We start from the raw sequence: 15,585 nt of genomic DNA, 5'->3' as shown, positions 1-15,585 counted from the left end.
ATCAGGCCAAAAGATTTTCAATGACTTCGAATTGATGGGGCGCCACGGAATAAAAAGGCATGATGCCGTCATTTGACCGAAAACTCCATAAGTCTCTCGCAATCTGTGCGATGATGTACGCGTCGATTACGTTGTCACTATTGTGGGTGTACCCGTAATGCTCAAGCACCGCCGCTTTGATTGCCGCCTTCTTCTCCGGGCCTTCAAGACGCACCTTGATTCCTTCCTCACCTTTCCAGCCAGTGACGCCGACGTACTTCTTCACCTGGCCCGGTGCAACCTCGCCGAAGCTCATTCCCTTGCGATGAACGATGGAGCGCAGGCCGCCGTGGATCATGCCGGTCGTGATGGCCTTCTGAGTCGCCATGCCGGGCGATTCGAACATTATCACGTCTTCCGCTTCGAGCAGCTTGTACAGGGTGTTCTCAAGCGCCACAAGCTGCGGGATGGTTAGACCGCCTTTTACGGACTTGCCGAGCTCGATTTCTTTAATGACTTCGCCGGCTTCATTAAGAGCTACGAATCCTGTGCAGGTTGCTGGGTCGATTCCGATGAATCGCATTCCGCCAAAACCTCCTTCAAGTCTTTGACAAGCCAATCAAATTCCATGCGGTCGCCGGCTTTCAATGCTGCGTCAATATCGCGCCGGAGGGTTTCAATCTTGAAGTCGCGGAGGGCTTTGTCCAGAACCAACTCGGCCGCCAGTGATACCAGTCTTGCGAATGTCAGCTCGCTTGGCTTCATACGCTTCGCGCTCCCTTCGTTGATAATCAAGGATCTGCTCGGTTACATAATCATAGGTGCGGTCAAGCTTGTCCCGTTCCGGTCCAGAGAACAGTGGGTCTGATAGAATCGTTGCCTTCTCCACGAGCCATGCGAGTGCCTTTTCGTGCTGCTCGTCATTGGTGATCTCCTGCTTCATGATGTCTTCGCCTCCCGATCGAGATTGAGAAAGCGCCCAGTCTTTCGATTAAACATCATCTCGACGGTACCGGTGCCGACGTTCCGGCCTTTCGCGACGATAATTTCGATGATGTTCTTCTTCTCCGTCTGCGGGTTGTAATAGTCGTCCCGGTAAAGGAACTCGATAATGTCGGCTTCGAACTCAATGTCCCCGGATTCCTTCAGGTCGGACATCATCGGCCGCTTGTCTGGCCGCTGCTCGCACGATCGGCTGACAGAGCTGATTGCAATCACCGGGCACATGTTGACGCGCGCGATCTGCTTGAGCTGCCGGGCGACGTATGTCACGGCCTCGCGAACCGGCATGTTCCGGCCGGGATGGACAAGCTGCAGGTAGTCGACGTAAATCACAATGCCGGGATTGTCCTTCTTGAGCTGCTTCGCCTTCTGCTTGATGTCCTGGATGGTCATGCCCGGCGTGTCGTCGATGTAGAGCGGCAGCATGTCGAGCTCGTCCTTCGCGTAGCTCCAGTGCTCCCAATCCCGGTCATCGAACTGCCCGGTTCGCATCTTGGTCGAGTCGATGTTGCCCATGCAGCAGAGGAACCGTTCGACGATCTTAGGTGCCGCCATCTCCAAGGAGAAGAGTGCCGCCGGCCGCCCGGTGCGAGCCGTCTCGAGCATGTCGTTTACGATGAAGGCCGTTTTTCCGATCGATGGCCGCGCCGCGACGATTTCAAGGTCCGTGTCCTGGTGCCCGCCGGTCAGCCGGTCGAGGTCCTTGCTCGCCGTCTTCGCGCCCGTCATGCCCTTGCGGTTCCGCCGCGAGATGATCTCCTTCTCGTGATCCTTGACCACTTCAGACATTTTCGTAACGGCTCCGCGCCCCGGCCCCGCCTTGTCTGCCAGCTTTTCAAGCCGTTCCTGCGCCGCCGCGATCAGTTCGCCCGCCTGCAGCCCGCCCTCGCCGGCCGTCTTCAACTCGTCCAAGGCGCCCATTGTTTCCCTCGTGATGTAATTCTTCCGGATGATGCCCTGATAATAATCGAAGTTTGCCGTTGACGGTACCGAATCGCTGAGCTTCACCAAGTAAGCGAAGCCGCCAATCTTCTCAAGGTTCTTGCCGGATGTCTCGGCCATCGTCACAAAGTCGATTGGCTTGTCGTTTTCTGAGAGGAAGAAGAAGTATTTCAGAATCAGCTTATGCTGGCCGTCTTCCATTTCCTCCGGCTGCAGGAAACAATCGTCAATGAGTTCGGGCTTTTTGAGGATGGAGCCGAGCACCGCCGTTTCAGCTTCATGCTGCACGTTACCACCACCCCATCGGACGAGGTGCGAACTTCTCAGCTTTAAGCTGCTCGATCTCCCGCTTTAACTTTTCGTTCTCCTGCTTTAATGCGGCGTTTTCGGCTTCTTTAAGCTCAAACCTTCTTTCCAATGGCGAGTACATTTCGCAATAAAAGCACCATTCGTTTAAATGGCAGACACATGCGCTACTCATTGTCCTTCCCTCCATTTAGCAACTTCGGCCGATATTCTTCAGGGCATTCCGGCAACGCCTTCTGCTCCCATGCATCCATCTCGGCAAAGCGTTCGGCCGTCTCTTCCCGCAGTCGGGCATAGTCGACGTTCACGGCTGGATCGTGCCGGGCGATGTCCGCGATCGTCGGCGGGAACCGGTTGGAAAGGATGTGCTCCCGGAGATTCGCTTGCGCCTTATCAAACGGCACGCCATGCAGCATGTTCGCCCATAGTCCGAATTGCGCGTCATTCATCTCGGGCATGTTCGGGTAAGCCGTAGAGATTACCGCCAGAAGCTTGACCGTTTGCTCCTGATTCATTTTGAACCTCCTTCAATTTCTGTTGCAGGAATGATTGGTTGTTCTGCGCCCGGCTCGGCTGCCGCGCTGCCGGTGCGCTCATCTTCATGACAAGCTGCGGATACTGTTTGCGGAGCTTGCTCGGGCTCAAGATGTTCTTCTGCCAAAAGCTATCGGCCGTTGCCCAATCGATAACCCGCTGAAGTTCTTTTCTGTCCCGCTTGTCGAGCTCGATGATTTTCTTGAACTCTTCCGCCCATTTTTCGAAGTCCGCCTTTTCCACGAGATGCGCGACTTTGTTGATCTCGGCGTGAGCCATGATTTTACCGTGGAAGTACTCGGCCATTCCGATGTAACGCTCTTCGATTTGCTTCGGTTTTTTCGGCCTCTTGCCTGTTTCTTTGGCGTTACTTTCATCGGACGAAAGCTGGTAAGTGTCCCAGTTTATAAGGGTTATGAGCGTGTATTTCCTGTTACCATTGTCCACGTTGATCATGCCCTTATCGACCAGCCATTTCAGGATTTCATTGACCGTTTTCGGGTTCGGCTCTTTCCATAATCCGCGCTCGTACCACGCGATGCCGACAGCGATCTTCCGAACCGACGTTAGATGCTGGCCGCGCTTGATCAGCAGCGTCGAACCGTCGCCCAATGGGACCTCCGCGTCGTCATGATTGGCCCGGTATTTGAGCCATTGCCACACCCTGTGGTACAGCGGCGGCATCACCCAGATGTCACTCGCAAGCTCCCGCCTGTGGTCCTTGATGTATCCGTGCATTCACCTCACCCTTTGCGGAATATGCGCCGCCATAAAGATTTTTTGCGGACCAAGGAGATCACTTTGTCCTGCAGCCGATCGGCCGCCCGGTTCGTAGCTTCGATTTCAACCTCCTGCGCTTCGATATGCCGCATCAGGAGCCATACCGTTCTGCGGTCGTAATGCTGGACGGATTGCATTGCGAGTTGCAGCCGGACGCCCGTCAGCTCTTCCTCGGAAAGCTTAAACATGTCACACCGCCTCGATCGTATAATGATTGCCTGCTTTGAATCCTTTGGCCGCCAGAGCGCGCCGGACCGTCCCAAGAGCGAGCGCCGGCATATTGTTGTTGCTCGACATGTGCGTCAAGTAAATCTGTTCCCCGCGCCCCCTGATCAGCTCAGCAAGGGATTCGGCTGCCGCCCGGTTCGAAAGATGTCCGACGTCGGAGAGTACCCGGCTTTTCGTCTTCGGATCATACGGACCGTTCTCGACCATGTCCTCGTCATGATTGCACTCGAACACATAGATGTCGCTGTGTGCCATCGCGCGGAGCATGTCCGGCGTTACGATGCCGGTGTCCATGAGAACCGTTACCTTACCGGCCATCCCCCGGATCGTGTAGCCGAAAGGCTCGAAGGCATCGTGCGAGACGTTGAAGGGAGTGACCGCCAGGCAGGCCGGGCTAATCGCATTCAGTGTGATCCCCTTCTTTAGCACCTTACCGGTATCCAGCAGCCCAGCGCCCTTCAGCGTGCCCTCACTGGCGTACAGCGGGATCTTGTACTTCTCCGCCATGCTCGCGCCCATGACGTGATCCTTATGCTCGTGGGTCAGGAAGATGGCGTCGATCTTGGTAGGATCGATATCCCGCTCGAGCATGATCTTTTCGATCTTGGTCTTCGGGAGGCCCATGTCGATGACGACCGACGTCTCGCCGTTGCCGATCCATACGCAGTTGCCGGAGCTGCCGGAAGCTAGGATTTTGACGTCCATCATTCAGATGCCCCGAACATTACAGAATTGAAACCATACCCAGGGAATTCCGCGAGATAAACGTCAGTGTGCCAGCCGCCAACGTCGGTAAACTCGACCGTGTACACCCCGTATTCAACAAGCCCAATTGCTCTTGCTTCTGCCGGTTCGTGATTATGCCCGTTACGGTTGAGGAAAACAACCTTTGTGCCTTTCTTTGCATAGATGTCCATTCGTTTATCCCTCCAATGGGTCGAGTCCGTCGCCCGACGATTGTTCTTCGATTTCGAGATCCATGACTTTAATCAGGCCGATGAGTTCTTGGACCGTCGCCGAATCACCTTTGATCCGAAGGTTCTGCGTCAGATATGCCGCCTGCTTCTTCTTCTCTGTGATGCCGAGCTTCTTAAACCGTTCGCCGACTTGCTGCCACTTCTCAGCGACTTTATCTCCTTCATTGCTCTCTTGCTGTTCCTGCGGTTGTTGCGGCGTCTCTACGACCTCAGGCGTTATGTCGCGGCGTACTGGTTCATAAGCAGGAACCTCGCCGCCCCCGCTGGCCGGCGCTTCGTCCTCGCTGACCTCGATGCCGAATTGACGCTTTGCCGATCGCTTCGTGACCGTCTTCTTGAAGAAGTCGTTGAAGTACTTCTTCCAGTTAGCCGCGTTGTTCCCGGAAAGGTGATGCTGGACCTCGTCGACTTCCATGAACTCTGTGACCGGCCGGAAAGCTTCGCGGTAGGCGATGGAGTAGCAGCCGATAACCTTGCCGCGCGGGAACTTGATTTTATGGCTATCGATGACCCAACGGCCGTCCTTGTCGATGCTGGCCTCGAACTCGTCGTTGTCGTGCACGAGCTGCGTGTCAATACCTTGGTATCCTTCGACGCGCTTGGCAAGGAACACGATGCCCTCCACGCTGATCTGAATGCTCATCTTGCCGCTGTACACGATGCAATAGATATGATTGAGGAACGGATTCAGGCCGGCCGCCGACGCCGTGCGGACGAACAAAGCGAACTGCTCTTGGTTGGCGTCCTTCGCCAACGTGTGGCGCATCGTTTCGATGTCCGCCTCAGTGAATTCGCCGATCGCTCCGATTGCTTGCAACTGCGTGTTTTTGTTCATGGGTTCTATTCCTCCATTTTGATTTCAAGTTTTTTGTCCGGGATCGCCCGGCAGATGATGGCTTGTCCGAGTAAGCTGATTTTTCCGGTGTAGCTCTCGGCGTTGTCGATCATGCACGGAATAATGATTTCGTTTTGCTTCGACATGACGTCAATCAACTCCAGCCCGGCGCGGACCTTCTCGCCTACAGAAAGCTTCCGATATGGCTTGCCGTCCATCTCAACCTCGAAGTGAGGCTTCTGCTCGCCGTCGCCTTTGTTGGTCTGGAATAGCTGCAGCGTAAGAGTCGTGAACAGTTCGCCAATCTTCCCGGCCATAAGCTCCGCTTCTTTTGCTTTGAACGCCTTGACCGCGTCGAGAATGAAGACCGATTCCGTGAAGTTGTCATGCGTCTCTTGCTCATTCAGTTCGGCACCGGTGATTTGCTGCAGCAGTTCATCTCTCGATCCTGCAGATCGAAGTTCATCAGTGACTTCCTGGCGGCTTTCATACATGAGCCGTAAATCGTCGGGATCAAAATCGACGGCGTCCAGACTGTTCAATTCTGTCGTGAGTTCTTTGTGCTTGGCGGCGAGCTCGTTATAATGCGAGGCGATCGTCTTCAGCTCGTTTTGATGATGCTCCGCGACTTTATGAAGCGAGTGCTCGTCCAATGACTGACCGCATTTGTCGCAATGCTCAGCGATCGGAGTCGCCTTAACGTCAGCGTGTTTCCGTTTTACCGCTTCCGCTTGGTCCTTGATCCCGCCGCGCTCTGCCGTCAACCGGTCTATCTTCGACCTGATTTGCATCGCCTCGCGTTGCTTCGCTTCTGTCGCCACGATCTTCTCGTTAATCGATTTCAGCGTATCGGCGAGCTCTTGCTTCTCGTCGTCGGTTAAATCGATTAGCCCACGTTGCTGCTCCCGGAGCGTCCGGACCCGTTCCTTCGCAGCGATAAGCGCCTTGTCGAGACGGTTCTTCTTGTCCCGGTGCTGAGCCTCCAGTTCGGCGAGTGAATTCTTTTTAAGCAGCGGTCCGAGCTTGTCCGCCTGCGGCTTCGGCAGCTCTGCAAGCACCACGGAATTTGCCGGCGGAAGCACGCTTTTCACCAGTTGAGCCCGCTGATCTTCCGGTTTTTGCGAAAAAAAATACGCCGGGTTGAACAGCGACAAAAACAGATTCTTATCGAACAAGCTTTCAACGATGGCTTTGAACTCGGCCGCCGTCTTCGGAACGTCGTTGATGTAATACTTCATGGCGCCCTTCTCGATCATCCGGCCGATCAGCACTTGCTTGTCGTCGACCTGGAGAAGGAGTTGGACGTGCACGATGTCGTATTCGTAGTTGGTCGGCTCCGGCGACAGGTTCTTGGTCATCTGATTGCCGAGTGTGTCGCAGCCGAAAAGGTCCCAGGTGATGGCGTCGCCGATTGAAGACTTGCCTTCCCCGTTCTCGCCGTTGATGCGAGTAACGGGGCCGAACTCTACTAGAAGATGCTTGTGAGACTTGAAGGCCCACATCTCGAGCCGTTTGATTTCGGTTTGTTTCATTTCGCTGTTTCCTCCTTGGGATTGAAAAACATGGTTACAAGTCCGATTGCCATCAAAGCGAAGAAGATAAGAGCAATGTCCAACATTCACCCAGCCTCCTTTTTCACTTCCGGTTTCGGTTTGAAGTCCTCCGGCGATTGTTTGAGAATCGCCGGGACAATGTACTTCTGCCATGCTGCCGTCACCTTGACGGGATCGAGGTTGATTTTCATGTTGTTTTCTCCTTCACGATGGAGTCGAGTTCGACGCAAGCCTCGTGCAAGTGAACCGTTATTGCTTCTTTGGCTTCGGGCGGGAATTCGTTTGAATCAACACGGTCCATGATGCTCTCGATCATTCTGGCAATTGTTGTTGCTTCATGTTCCAACTTTTTCACCCACTTTCGACGTATGAATCCTTTCGAGTTTGGCTATCCTTTGTCTACAGGCAAAGGACCATTCAAAAAAATATACTCTTGATAGTCCAAACCTTGAGCGTTGCAGTAAGTGATCAGCTTTCCAAGGAACTTCGGGCCCGCAAGGCTTTCCCCATTCAAAATACGGTATAACTGCGGCGGGCTTACGAGCAGGTCGCGTGCAAATTTATTGTAATTGCCTTCGCCGTTCTTGCTTGGAGCTTTGGTAACCATTAGTTGTCGAAGAGCTTTTTTGTTAACCACCATTTGCTGTGTTCACCTCCTTTGTCTGTGGGCAATAATTCCTTGGGATCAAAATATATCATGTGTTGTTGTCTGTAGTCAATAAATATCTTGGAATAATTTTGCTATTTATTTTATTGACTATAAGCAATGAATCGTGATAATGTAAACAACAGAGAAAAGGACAAATGCTGGACAATATTCGGACAAGATTAGGACAATATTAGGAGGACCCAGTTATGACGGGCAATTTCGACCGGAAAGCTTTTGCCGATCTTCTTACATTGGCGAAAGGCGAAAAGCGTTCTATGAACCAGTACGCTCAACGTTGCGGGGTTACAGTTTCTCATATTTCAAGATTGTTGCGCGGCATGCTTGAAACCCCACCAAATCCTCAAACTATCAAGAAATTCGCAGACCATGCCATTAATGGCGTTACATATGAACAACTTATGCAAGCAGCCGGCCACCTTCAGGAAGGCGAAAATGATCAACCTTCCGTTGGATTGGACAAGGGTATTCAAGAGATGATGATTGCCAAAGAAGAACTGACTAATGAAGAGTACGACGAATTGATTAAATTCACCGCGAGAATGCGAAAAATGATCATCTCGGATAGAAAGTAATCCCCCAGCTCCGGGGCCTTTTTTTTATCCAAGAATGGAGGACAAGCAGATGAGGACGGCCGTTTACACAAGGGTTTCCACAGAAGAACAGGCCAAAGAAGGTTACAGCATCGAAGCGCAGGAAAGCCGACTGAGGGAATTTGCCAACTCGCAAGGTTGGACCGTTACTGACCTGTACGTCGATGACGGATACAGCGCCAAGAACCTGGAGCGCCCGGAAATGAAACGTATGATCCGAGACATTAAGAAGGGGAAGATCGACGTCGTGCTCGTCTATAAGCTGGACCGGCTGGTTCGATCGGTGCTTAACCTCCACGAGCTCCTGCTGCTATTCGATAAGTACAACGTCAAATTCAGGTCGGCAACCGAGATGTTTGATACCACTTCCGCGATGGGCCGATTCTTCATCACTCTCGTCGGCGCAATGGCGCAATGGGAACGCGAGAATCTGGGTGAGCGCGTTTTGGTCGGGATGGAGACGAAGGCAAAGAAAGGCGAGCGGAATGGCGGCATGGCCCCTTACGGGTACGATATAGGGGAAGATGGCGAACTCGTCAAGAATCCTACCGAAGGCGCGGTATACATGCGCTTCATAGACATGTACCGGAGTGGAATGGGCTTTGCCGCCATTGCGAAGGTATTCACTAAGGAACGCATTCCGGCCCGCGATCCGAGGACGAAGAAAGTCAACGGGGTCCGACGGAAAGGCAAATGGGGATACAGTGTCTTGTATTACATGCTCATGAACCCTGTGTATTACGGCATGATTCGATGGGGCAACCAAAGCGACACGATTGAAACGTCCCTGGTAAAAGGAACCCACGAACCGTATTTAACCATTCGTGAACACGTGGAACTTCAAGAGTTGCGGGCGAGTCGCGGGAATGGTTCTCTCAAGCTGCACACGAATTACGTGTTCTCCGGCGTGCTCTATTGCTCCCGCTGCGGGGCGAGCTTGTCAGGATCATCACAAGAAGGATTGCCGGGCGAGCCGCGCAGGAGATACTATCGCTGCAATAGCGCTCGCGCTCTGGGGACGTGTGACTTGCCGAACATCCGGGAAGAAGACGTTACGAAAGCCTTTCTCGACGATTGGTCCACGCAGATCGGTAATTTGCAACAACCTGAGGAAGATAACGAAGACACGGCTGCGGACCGACTGAAGGACATTGCGAACGAGTTGGCGGAAATCAAAGAGCGAAAGAAACAATGGATTCACGCATACGGCAAGAAGGCGATCACGCTGGAAGAGCTTCAGGAACTGAACAAAGAGGACAACGCACTTGAGACTGCTTTGAGGGAAGAAGTATCTGAAATCGAAAAAGAACAGGAACGGAAACCGGCTCGATGGACGGCGGAGGAACTGAATAGCGTTATGCGCGACGTCCGGGCGACGTGGCCGGATATTGAAGACGTCGAGGCAAAGCGGATGTTCTTGCGGGCAATTTTCGAATCGATCACCATTAGCGCGGAGAAAGAGAAGAAGCGAGCACGGAAGATAAAGGTTGCAATCGTAGGCTTTGTGCCAAGAAAAGACGTTGTAGAGGACTGATTTCTTAATAGCACAGAAATTTGTTCGGCGAGGCGAATTGGTACTTCTTTAGGCGCAGCAAAGAATAAAAATTCGGCGAGGCGAACTGGTTTTTCTTCAAGCGAAGGAAAGAATAGAAGTTCTGCGAAGCGAACTGGCGCCTATGCGGTCGCACTCCAGTCCGCAACCGTTATGGCAAACGCAAAATAAAAAGGCCGTATTCGCTCCATTACGGGCGAATACGGCCTTTTGCGGAATTATGCGATCGCGTGCCGCGCGGCCTGCTGCGTATGCGCGAACAGCTCCGCCAATTCCAAATGCTGCAAATATTCCAAAGCGCCCCTGGATTCCTCGGAGACGCTGCCGCTCTCCTGGAGCGAGATCATGCCGGTAAACGCGCTTGCGTTCCAACGCGATTGCCGGGCGATGGCAGCCAGTCCGTCCCGGATGGCCCCGTCCGGCAAATCGTTCAGGATCGTGCTGTTCCGCACCCAGTCCGCGGACCGTTCCTGCAGCCGCTGCATCGCGGGATGAGCACCGGCCATATGAAACCAATAGTTCGCATTCGAGAAATCGCCTTCCATGCGATGCATGATGCCGTGCCAGTAACAGCCGGTCGCGTCGTCCTCGATCTCCTGCGCATGCGCATGCGAGGCAGCCAAGCTTTCGTTGAGGAGATGCAGGCCCGCTTTCAGCGCGATCAACGCAGGCAAGTCGGCGCGCGGGGTAGCCGCGGTAATGAGCGGCAGATCTTCGATTTGTTGTTCCAACGCAGCGTCCCATGCGCGCTTCGGCATCAATGCCTGCAGGGGTTGGCGGGATTCCAATCGTTCCGCGATCGACGTCAAGGCTTTGTACATGCGGCAAACACTCCTCCAGCGTTATAATGCCAATCCGGTTGTTGCGAACGAAAGATTTGGCGAGCGGCGGAACATGAACGCCGTGAGTGACGGCCGAAGCCGTAAAAAAGTAGAATGGACTCTATTGTAATGGATGCATCCCGCCAATTCAATATCGCCCGCGGCATGAACAAGAGGACCGGGACGAGCCCGCACGGGCTTGGGAATGCGTTTGGCCGTCGCTTGATCCGGCCCGCGAGCGCGGAACCGCCCGGAAAAGCCGCGCCTGCAAGCGATCGGCGCCGCGGCAGCGCTCCTCCGCGCCACTCTTCTTTATATGCGGCCGGTACAAAATTTTGTTAAGAGCATAGCGCGAAATAGGCCGAAACACAATAAAAACATGCGCGGTCCATACCGTGCGATAGATGCCAAAAAGGCGATGCAGGCCTTCGAATACGCAAAAAGCTTCCGAACCGGGTCGGTTCGGAAGCTTGTCGATGCTTCGGTTATTTGCTGTGCAGCACTTCCGGCGTCGTCAGCTTGTCGTAGAAATCGACCGCTTTGTCCTTGTCCTCGGACTCGCGAAGCGCCATGGCCGAACGCGGATGTTCGTCCAGCATGCCCGTGATCATGTAAGGAATGATGTAGCCCCATTCTTCCTTCTCGCGAAGCGGAATCATGTACTTCTCGATCATGTCGAGTACCGGGCGCACGTTGTATTTCGTGTTCTTCAGATGGGCGACGAGCAATTCCGTCGGGCAATTGCCTGCCGCGCGGCCCATGCCGTAAACGGATGCGTCCAGCAGCTCCACGCCTTTGTCGACGGCGGCGAGCGTGTTCGCGAACGCCAGCTGCATGTTGTTGTGCGTATGCACGCCGAGACGCTTGCTCGGGAGATGTTTCTTGAACTTGCTGATCAGGTAGTCGAAATCCTTCGGATCCAGACTGCCGTAGGAGTCCACCACGTACACGACGTCGACGACGCTTGCTTCGATCAGCTCGAACGCTTCCAGCAGCTGATTTTCCATGACGTTGGACAACGCCATGATGTTGATCGTCGTTTCGTACCCGCGGTCATGGAACACTTTCACGAGCTCGAGCGCCTTCTCCACGTCCTGGATGTAGCAGGCGACGCGGATCAGGTCGAGCAGGCTTTCTTCGCGCGGAAGAATATCGTTCTCGTCGACGCGGCCGATGTCCACGAGGGCCGACAGCTTCGTGTTCAGCTTATGCGGAATGACCTTGCGCAGGAAATCATCGTCCAGGAAGCGCCACGGTCCTGCGGATTCGGCGCCTTTCAGCAGCTTCGGAGAGTTCTTGTACCCGATCTCCATATAGTCCACGCCTGCATCGTTCAAGGTGCGGTACAGGTGCTGAACGAATTCGACGCTGAAATCCCAATTGTTGACGAGCCCGCCGTCGCGGATTGTGCAGTCGACGATTTTGCAATTATTGTTCTTTGCGGTCATGTGCGTGTACTCCTTTGATCCATGCTTTTTTTAATAATCATACTTGAAATCTGCCATGAACGCAAAAAAAATTTTGTCGCTTTAAAGCGAATCAGCGGTCTGAAATCATCTCAAATCATCGCGTCCGCTCGCACGACCTCGTCGAATTTCTCGGCGGAAATCAGCCCGCTGCGGATGGCGGCCTCGCGCAGGGTCAGCCCTTCCTTGTGCGCCGATTTGGCGATCGACGCGGCATTCTCGTAGCCGATATGCGGATTCAGCGCCGTCACGAGCATCAGCGATTCGTTCAAATGCTTCTGAATCGCCTCGCGGTTCGGCTCGATGCCGACGGCGCAGTGCTCGTCGAACGAGCGCATGGCATCGCTCAGCAGCCGCGCCGATTGCAGGAAGTTGTGGATGATGACCGGCTTGAACACATTGAGCTCGAAGTTGCCCTGGCTAGCCGCGAAGCCGATCGCCGCGTCGTTGCCCATGACCTGGCAGACGACCATCGTCATGGCCTCGCATTGGGTCGGGTTCACCTTGCCGGGCATGATCGAGCTGCCCGGCTCGTTCTCGGGAATGCGGAGCTCGCCGATGCCGCAGCGCGGCCCGCTCGCCAGCCAGCGGACGTCGTTGGCGATCTTCATGAGATCCGCCGCCAGCGCCTTGAACGCGCCGTGCACGAAGACAAGCTCGTCGTGGCTCGTGAGCGCATGAAACTTGTTCGGCGCGCCGATGAACCGTTTGCCCGTCAAGCCGCCTAGCGCATCGGCGACCTTGTCGCTGAAGCCCGGCGGCGCGTTCAGCCCCGTGCCGACGGCCGTGCCGCCGATCGCCAGCTCGCGCAGCTCCTCGCGCGCCGTGCCGACGTTCCGCTCGGCTTTCTCCAGCATGCGGACCCAGCCGCTGATCTCCTGGCCCAGCGTAAGCGGGGTCGCGTCCTGCAGATGCGTCCGGCCGATCTTGATGATGTCCGCGAATGCCGCGCTTTTCTCCGCGAGGGTGGCCTTCAGCTGCGCGATGGCGGGCAGCACGTCATCTTCGACGGCGATCAGCGCCGCGACGTGCATCGCGGTCGGAAACGTGTCGTTGGAGCTCTGCGAGCGGTTCACGTCGTCGTTGGGATGCACCTTGGCGGAGGCATCGCCGCCGCGCTCCGCCAGCAGCTGCCCGGCGCGGCGCGCGATCACTTCGTTGACGTTCATGTTCGACTGCGTGCCGCTCCCGGTCTGCCAGACGGCAAGCGGAAACTCGCCGTCCCATCGCCCGGCGACGATCTCGTCGGCCGCCTCGGCGATCGCGCCCGCCTTCGCCTCGTCCAGCTTGCCGAGTCCCCCGTTCACGACGGCGGCCGCTTTCTTCAGGTACGCGAACGCCTGAATGAGCTCGCGCGGCATTTTCTCCGTGCCGATCTTGAAATTATGGAGACTGCGCTCGGTCTGCGCCCCCCAAAGCCGGTCGGCGTCCACCTTGATTTCGCCCATGGAGTCCTTCTCGATCCGATAGTCCATCATGCTTGCCCCTTCCTATGCTTGATTCTCCGCCGCTTGCGGCATATGTCGAAGACATGCGCTTACCTCTATATTCAAGTAAATAGGCGATGCATGAATCATCATGCGCCGCCTCTATCCATGATTGCCTAATTCAGGGTATGCGATACGGCCCTGCTTAGGGCCGGGTCGGAAAACGCGCCCGCAGCTCCTCCGGGATCGCCCGGCTCGCGCGGGTCCGCGCGTCCATCGCCACGCTCGTCACGAGCGCGTCCGCGCATCGTTCCCCGGCCTGGTTGAAGATCTCCTGCTTCAGCACGTAGCTCGTGCGGCCGGCCCGCTCCGCTTCCGTCACGATCGTCAACCGGTCCCCCTGCCTGCATTCCCTGCGGTAATTGATGTTGATGTTGACCGTCACCGTCTGGACGCCCAGCGCCAGAAACGTCTGGTACGAGAGGCCGGACCGCTCGTACCATTCCTCCCTGCCCCACTCCAAGTACTCCAGATACTTGGCGTTATTCACATGTCCGTTGACATCGATCTCCGTCGACCTGACGACGATTTCCAGGCTGACGCCCCCCATGCTCTCCACGCTCCTTCGCATCATCGCCGACATCGCGCTTGCGCCGGCATCTGCATCGATTGCACATATGGTAGCCCTCCGAAGAGCGATTGTCAAAACGGCGGCTCAACCTTGGACGTTAACGCATGGCCGGCAATCATAGTAGGCAGCGAAAACTACGGTCTTCCGTCCAACGGATGCGATCGGAAACGGTACGCGCACCAAAACGAAGAGAGACCCGGCCCCGAGGCCAAGTCCCTTTCGCGTGAAGGATGCACCGCTTCCCTGACGAATACGGATGATCGGGCTTACGAAGTCACGGACAGCAAGCTTTCCGAGATGAACTTCAACTGCGCGTCCAGCGAGATCGGATCGTTATACGTGTCGGCCTTCGGGTTCAGCTGGAACACATGTCCCGCTTTGACGGCCGGCTGTCCCTGCCATATCGGGCTGTCGTAGACGATCTTCGGATCGCTGGTATCGCCGGACCACGCGCAAGTGAAGATGATGTCGCCGGAGAATTCCGGAAGTTTCTCGAGCGAGATCGAGGCCCAGCCCGTTCCGCTGTCGATGGCGGCTTTTTGCGCTTCCGGCGGCGCCTTCAAGCCGAATTCGCCGTAGATGATTTCGCCGCCTCGGCCGAAGTTGTGACCGAATACGTACAGCCCCTTCGCGTACGGGTTAATGATCGACACGGTTTTATTGCCGACGGCTTCCTGAACCTGCGGCTTCAGCTCGCCGATTTTTTTCTCCCACTGGTCGACCCACTGCTTCGCCTCGTTTTCTTTCCCGGTCAGCTTGCCGAAATCCAGCATTTGATCCTTGTAGTTTTTCTTGCCGTATTCGATCGCCACGACGGGCGCGATTTGCTCCAACTGATCAATGCCTTCCGTACCGGTGTACGTCACGATAAGATCGGGCTTCAGCTCGAGAATCTTCTCCGGCGATGCGTCGCCGCCAATACTGACTGCGCCGTCCAGCATCCCCTTGAAGTAGGGGTTGCCCATGGCTCCCTCCCCGACTCCGACCGGCTTCGCGCCGAGCGCCAGGAAATAGCCGGTATAGAAGTCGGTCAAGTCTACGATCCGCTTCGGATTCTTAGGCACTTGTATATCGCCGTTGCCCGCTTGGAAGGTGACCGTTTCAGCGTCTCCGGACGCGGCATCTCCGGCAGGCTCAGTCACGGACGAGGCGGCATTTCCTGCCTTCCCGCCATTCTGGCCCGCATTCTCCTGCGTGTTCCCGCAAGCCCCAAAAAGCAGCGCCATTCCCACTGAAAGCACAAGCACAACCGGCATGAACTTAAATCTGCGCAAAACCGATTCCTCCTAATT

The 15,585-nt window shown here is 55.3% G+C and carries 20 protein-coding genes; 2 read left to right on the top strand and 18 right to left on the bottom strand.

Annotated features, from left to right (window positions below; translation table 11 throughout):
• Position 1: 1 nt before the first annotated feature.
• The 13 genes from AC50YL_RS28030 to AC50YL_RS27970 form a co-directional block, all read right to left on the bottom strand.
• On the bottom strand, positions 2-562 hold the full coding sequence (locus AC50YL_RS28030; RefSeq protein ID WP_494836323.1) for a hypothetical protein: 561 nt from the start codon (positions 560-562) through the stop codon (positions 2-4).
• Positions 517-744 (bottom strand): IDEAL domain-containing protein, encoded by a 228-nt coding sequence (locus tag AC50YL_RS28025; protein ID WP_494836322.1) that lies wholly within the window; start codon positions 742-744, stop codon positions 517-519. The genes AC50YL_RS28030 and AC50YL_RS28025 overlap by 46 nt, the downstream gene beginning before the upstream one ends.
• Positions 656-922: a hypothetical protein gene (locus AC50YL_RS28020; RefSeq protein WP_494836743.1), complete on the bottom strand. Its 267-nt coding sequence runs from the start codon at positions 920-922 to the stop codon at positions 656-658. The genes AC50YL_RS28025 and AC50YL_RS28020 overlap by 89 nt, the downstream gene beginning before the upstream one ends.
• Positions 919-2,211 (bottom strand): replicative DNA helicase, encoded by a 1,293-nt coding sequence (locus AC50YL_RS28015; protein WP_494836321.1) that lies wholly within the window; start codon positions 2,209-2,211, stop codon positions 919-921. Before AC50YL_RS28015 ends, AC50YL_RS28020 begins: the two co-directional genes overlap by 4 nt.
• Positions 2,212-2,396: 185 nt before the next feature.
• Positions 2,397-2,744, bottom strand: coding sequence for a replicative helicase loader/inhibitor (locus AC50YL_RS28010; RefSeq protein ID WP_494836320.1), 348 nt, complete (start codon positions 2,742-2,744; stop codon positions 2,397-2,399).
• On the bottom strand, positions 2,671-3,501 hold the full coding sequence (locus tag AC50YL_RS28005; RefSeq protein WP_494836319.1) for a phage replication protein O: 831 nt from the start codon (positions 3,499-3,501) through the stop codon (positions 2,671-2,673). Before AC50YL_RS28005 ends, AC50YL_RS28010 begins: the two co-directional genes overlap by 74 nt.
• 5 nt (positions 3,502-3,506) lie before the next feature.
• A complete protein-coding gene (locus tag AC50YL_RS28000) occupies positions 3,507-3,731 on the bottom strand; it encodes a hypothetical protein (protein ID WP_494836318.1) in 225 nt (74 codons plus the stop codon).
• Position 3,732: 1 nt separating this feature from the next.
• Positions 3,733-4,479 carry an MBL fold metallo-hydrolase gene (locus AC50YL_RS27995; protein WP_494836317.1) on the bottom strand — a complete coding sequence of 249 codons (747 nt, stop codon included), beginning with the start codon at positions 4,477-4,479 and terminating at the stop codon, positions 3,733-3,735.
• Positions 4,476-4,688: a hypothetical protein gene (locus tag AC50YL_RS27990; RefSeq protein ID WP_494836315.1), complete on the bottom strand. Its 213-nt coding sequence runs from the start codon at positions 4,686-4,688 to the stop codon at positions 4,476-4,478. Before AC50YL_RS27990 ends, AC50YL_RS27995 begins: the two co-directional genes overlap by 4 nt.
• Positions 4,689-4,692: 4 nt before the next feature.
• Positions 4,693-5,583: a RecT family recombinase gene (locus AC50YL_RS27985; protein ID WP_494836314.1), complete on the bottom strand. Its 891-nt coding sequence runs from the start codon at positions 5,581-5,583 to the stop codon at positions 4,693-4,695.
• Between the two features lie 5 nt (positions 5,584-5,588).
• Positions 5,589-7,289: an AAA family ATPase gene (locus AC50YL_RS27980; protein ID WP_494836313.1), complete on the bottom strand. Its 1,701-nt coding sequence runs from the start codon at positions 7,287-7,289 to the stop codon at positions 5,589-5,591.
• A gap of 34 nt (positions 7,290-7,323) precedes the next feature.
• Positions 7,324-7,482, bottom strand: coding sequence for a hypothetical protein (locus tag AC50YL_RS27975; protein WP_494836311.1), 159 nt, complete (start codon positions 7,480-7,482; stop codon positions 7,324-7,326).
• 42 nt (positions 7,483-7,524) lie between these two features.
• Positions 7,525-7,776: a hypothetical protein gene (locus tag AC50YL_RS27970; protein WP_494836310.1), complete on the bottom strand. Its 252-nt coding sequence runs from the start codon at positions 7,774-7,776 to the stop codon at positions 7,525-7,527.
• Positions 7,777-7,991: 215 nt separating this feature from the next.
• On the opposite strand from AC50YL_RS27970, the gene AC50YL_RS27965 reads away from it, so the two are divergent.
• Together AC50YL_RS27965 and AC50YL_RS27960 are read left to right on the top strand one after the other, a co-directional pair.
• Entirely contained in the window at positions 7,992-8,378 is a 387-nt protein-coding gene (locus AC50YL_RS27965) for a helix-turn-helix domain-containing protein (protein WP_494836309.1), read from the top strand.
• A gap of 49 nt (positions 8,379-8,427) precedes the next feature.
• Positions 8,428-9,930, top strand: a complete 1,503-nt coding sequence (locus tag AC50YL_RS27960) for a recombinase family protein (RefSeq protein WP_494836308.1) — start codon at positions 8,428-8,430, stop codon at positions 9,928-9,930.
• 236 nt (positions 9,931-10,166) lie between these two features.
• Here AC50YL_RS27960 and AC50YL_RS27955 read toward each other — a convergent pair whose 3' ends face one another.
• The 5 genes from AC50YL_RS27955 to AC50YL_RS27935 all read right to left on the bottom strand — a co-directional run bounded on the left by AC50YL_RS27955 (position 10,167) and on the right by AC50YL_RS27935 (position 15,567).
• Positions 10,167-10,769, bottom strand: coding sequence for a hypothetical protein (locus tag AC50YL_RS27955; RefSeq protein WP_494836307.1), 603 nt, complete (start codon positions 10,767-10,769; stop codon positions 10,167-10,169).
• 485 nt (positions 10,770-11,254) lie between these two features.
• A complete protein-coding gene (locus AC50YL_RS27950) occupies positions 11,255-12,217 on the bottom strand; it encodes an aldolase catalytic domain-containing protein (RefSeq protein WP_494836305.1) in 963 nt (320 codons plus the stop codon).
• Between the two features lie 110 nt (positions 12,218-12,327).
• Positions 12,328-13,710: a class II fumarate hydratase gene (gene fumC, locus AC50YL_RS27945; protein ID WP_494836724.1), complete on the bottom strand. Its 1,383-nt coding sequence runs from the start codon at positions 13,708-13,710 to the stop codon at positions 12,328-12,330.
• A 157-nt stretch (positions 13,711-13,867) separates the two neighbouring features.
• On the bottom strand, positions 13,868-14,272 hold the full coding sequence (locus AC50YL_RS27940; RefSeq protein ID WP_494836304.1) for an acyl-CoA thioesterase: 405 nt from the start codon (positions 14,270-14,272) through the stop codon (positions 13,868-13,870).
• A gap of 287 nt (positions 14,273-14,559) precedes the next feature.
• Positions 14,560-15,567: an iron-hydroxamate ABC transporter substrate-binding protein gene (locus AC50YL_RS27935; protein WP_494836302.1), complete on the bottom strand. Its 1,008-nt coding sequence runs from the start codon at positions 15,565-15,567 to the stop codon at positions 14,560-14,562.
• Between the last annotated feature and the right edge of the window lie 18 nt (positions 15,568-15,585).

The organism is Paenibacillus sp. J22P277 (assembly GCF_059383675.1).
The sequence above is the reverse complement of the archived record's forward strand: the minus strand, read 5'-3'. Positions and strand labels throughout refer to the sequence as shown.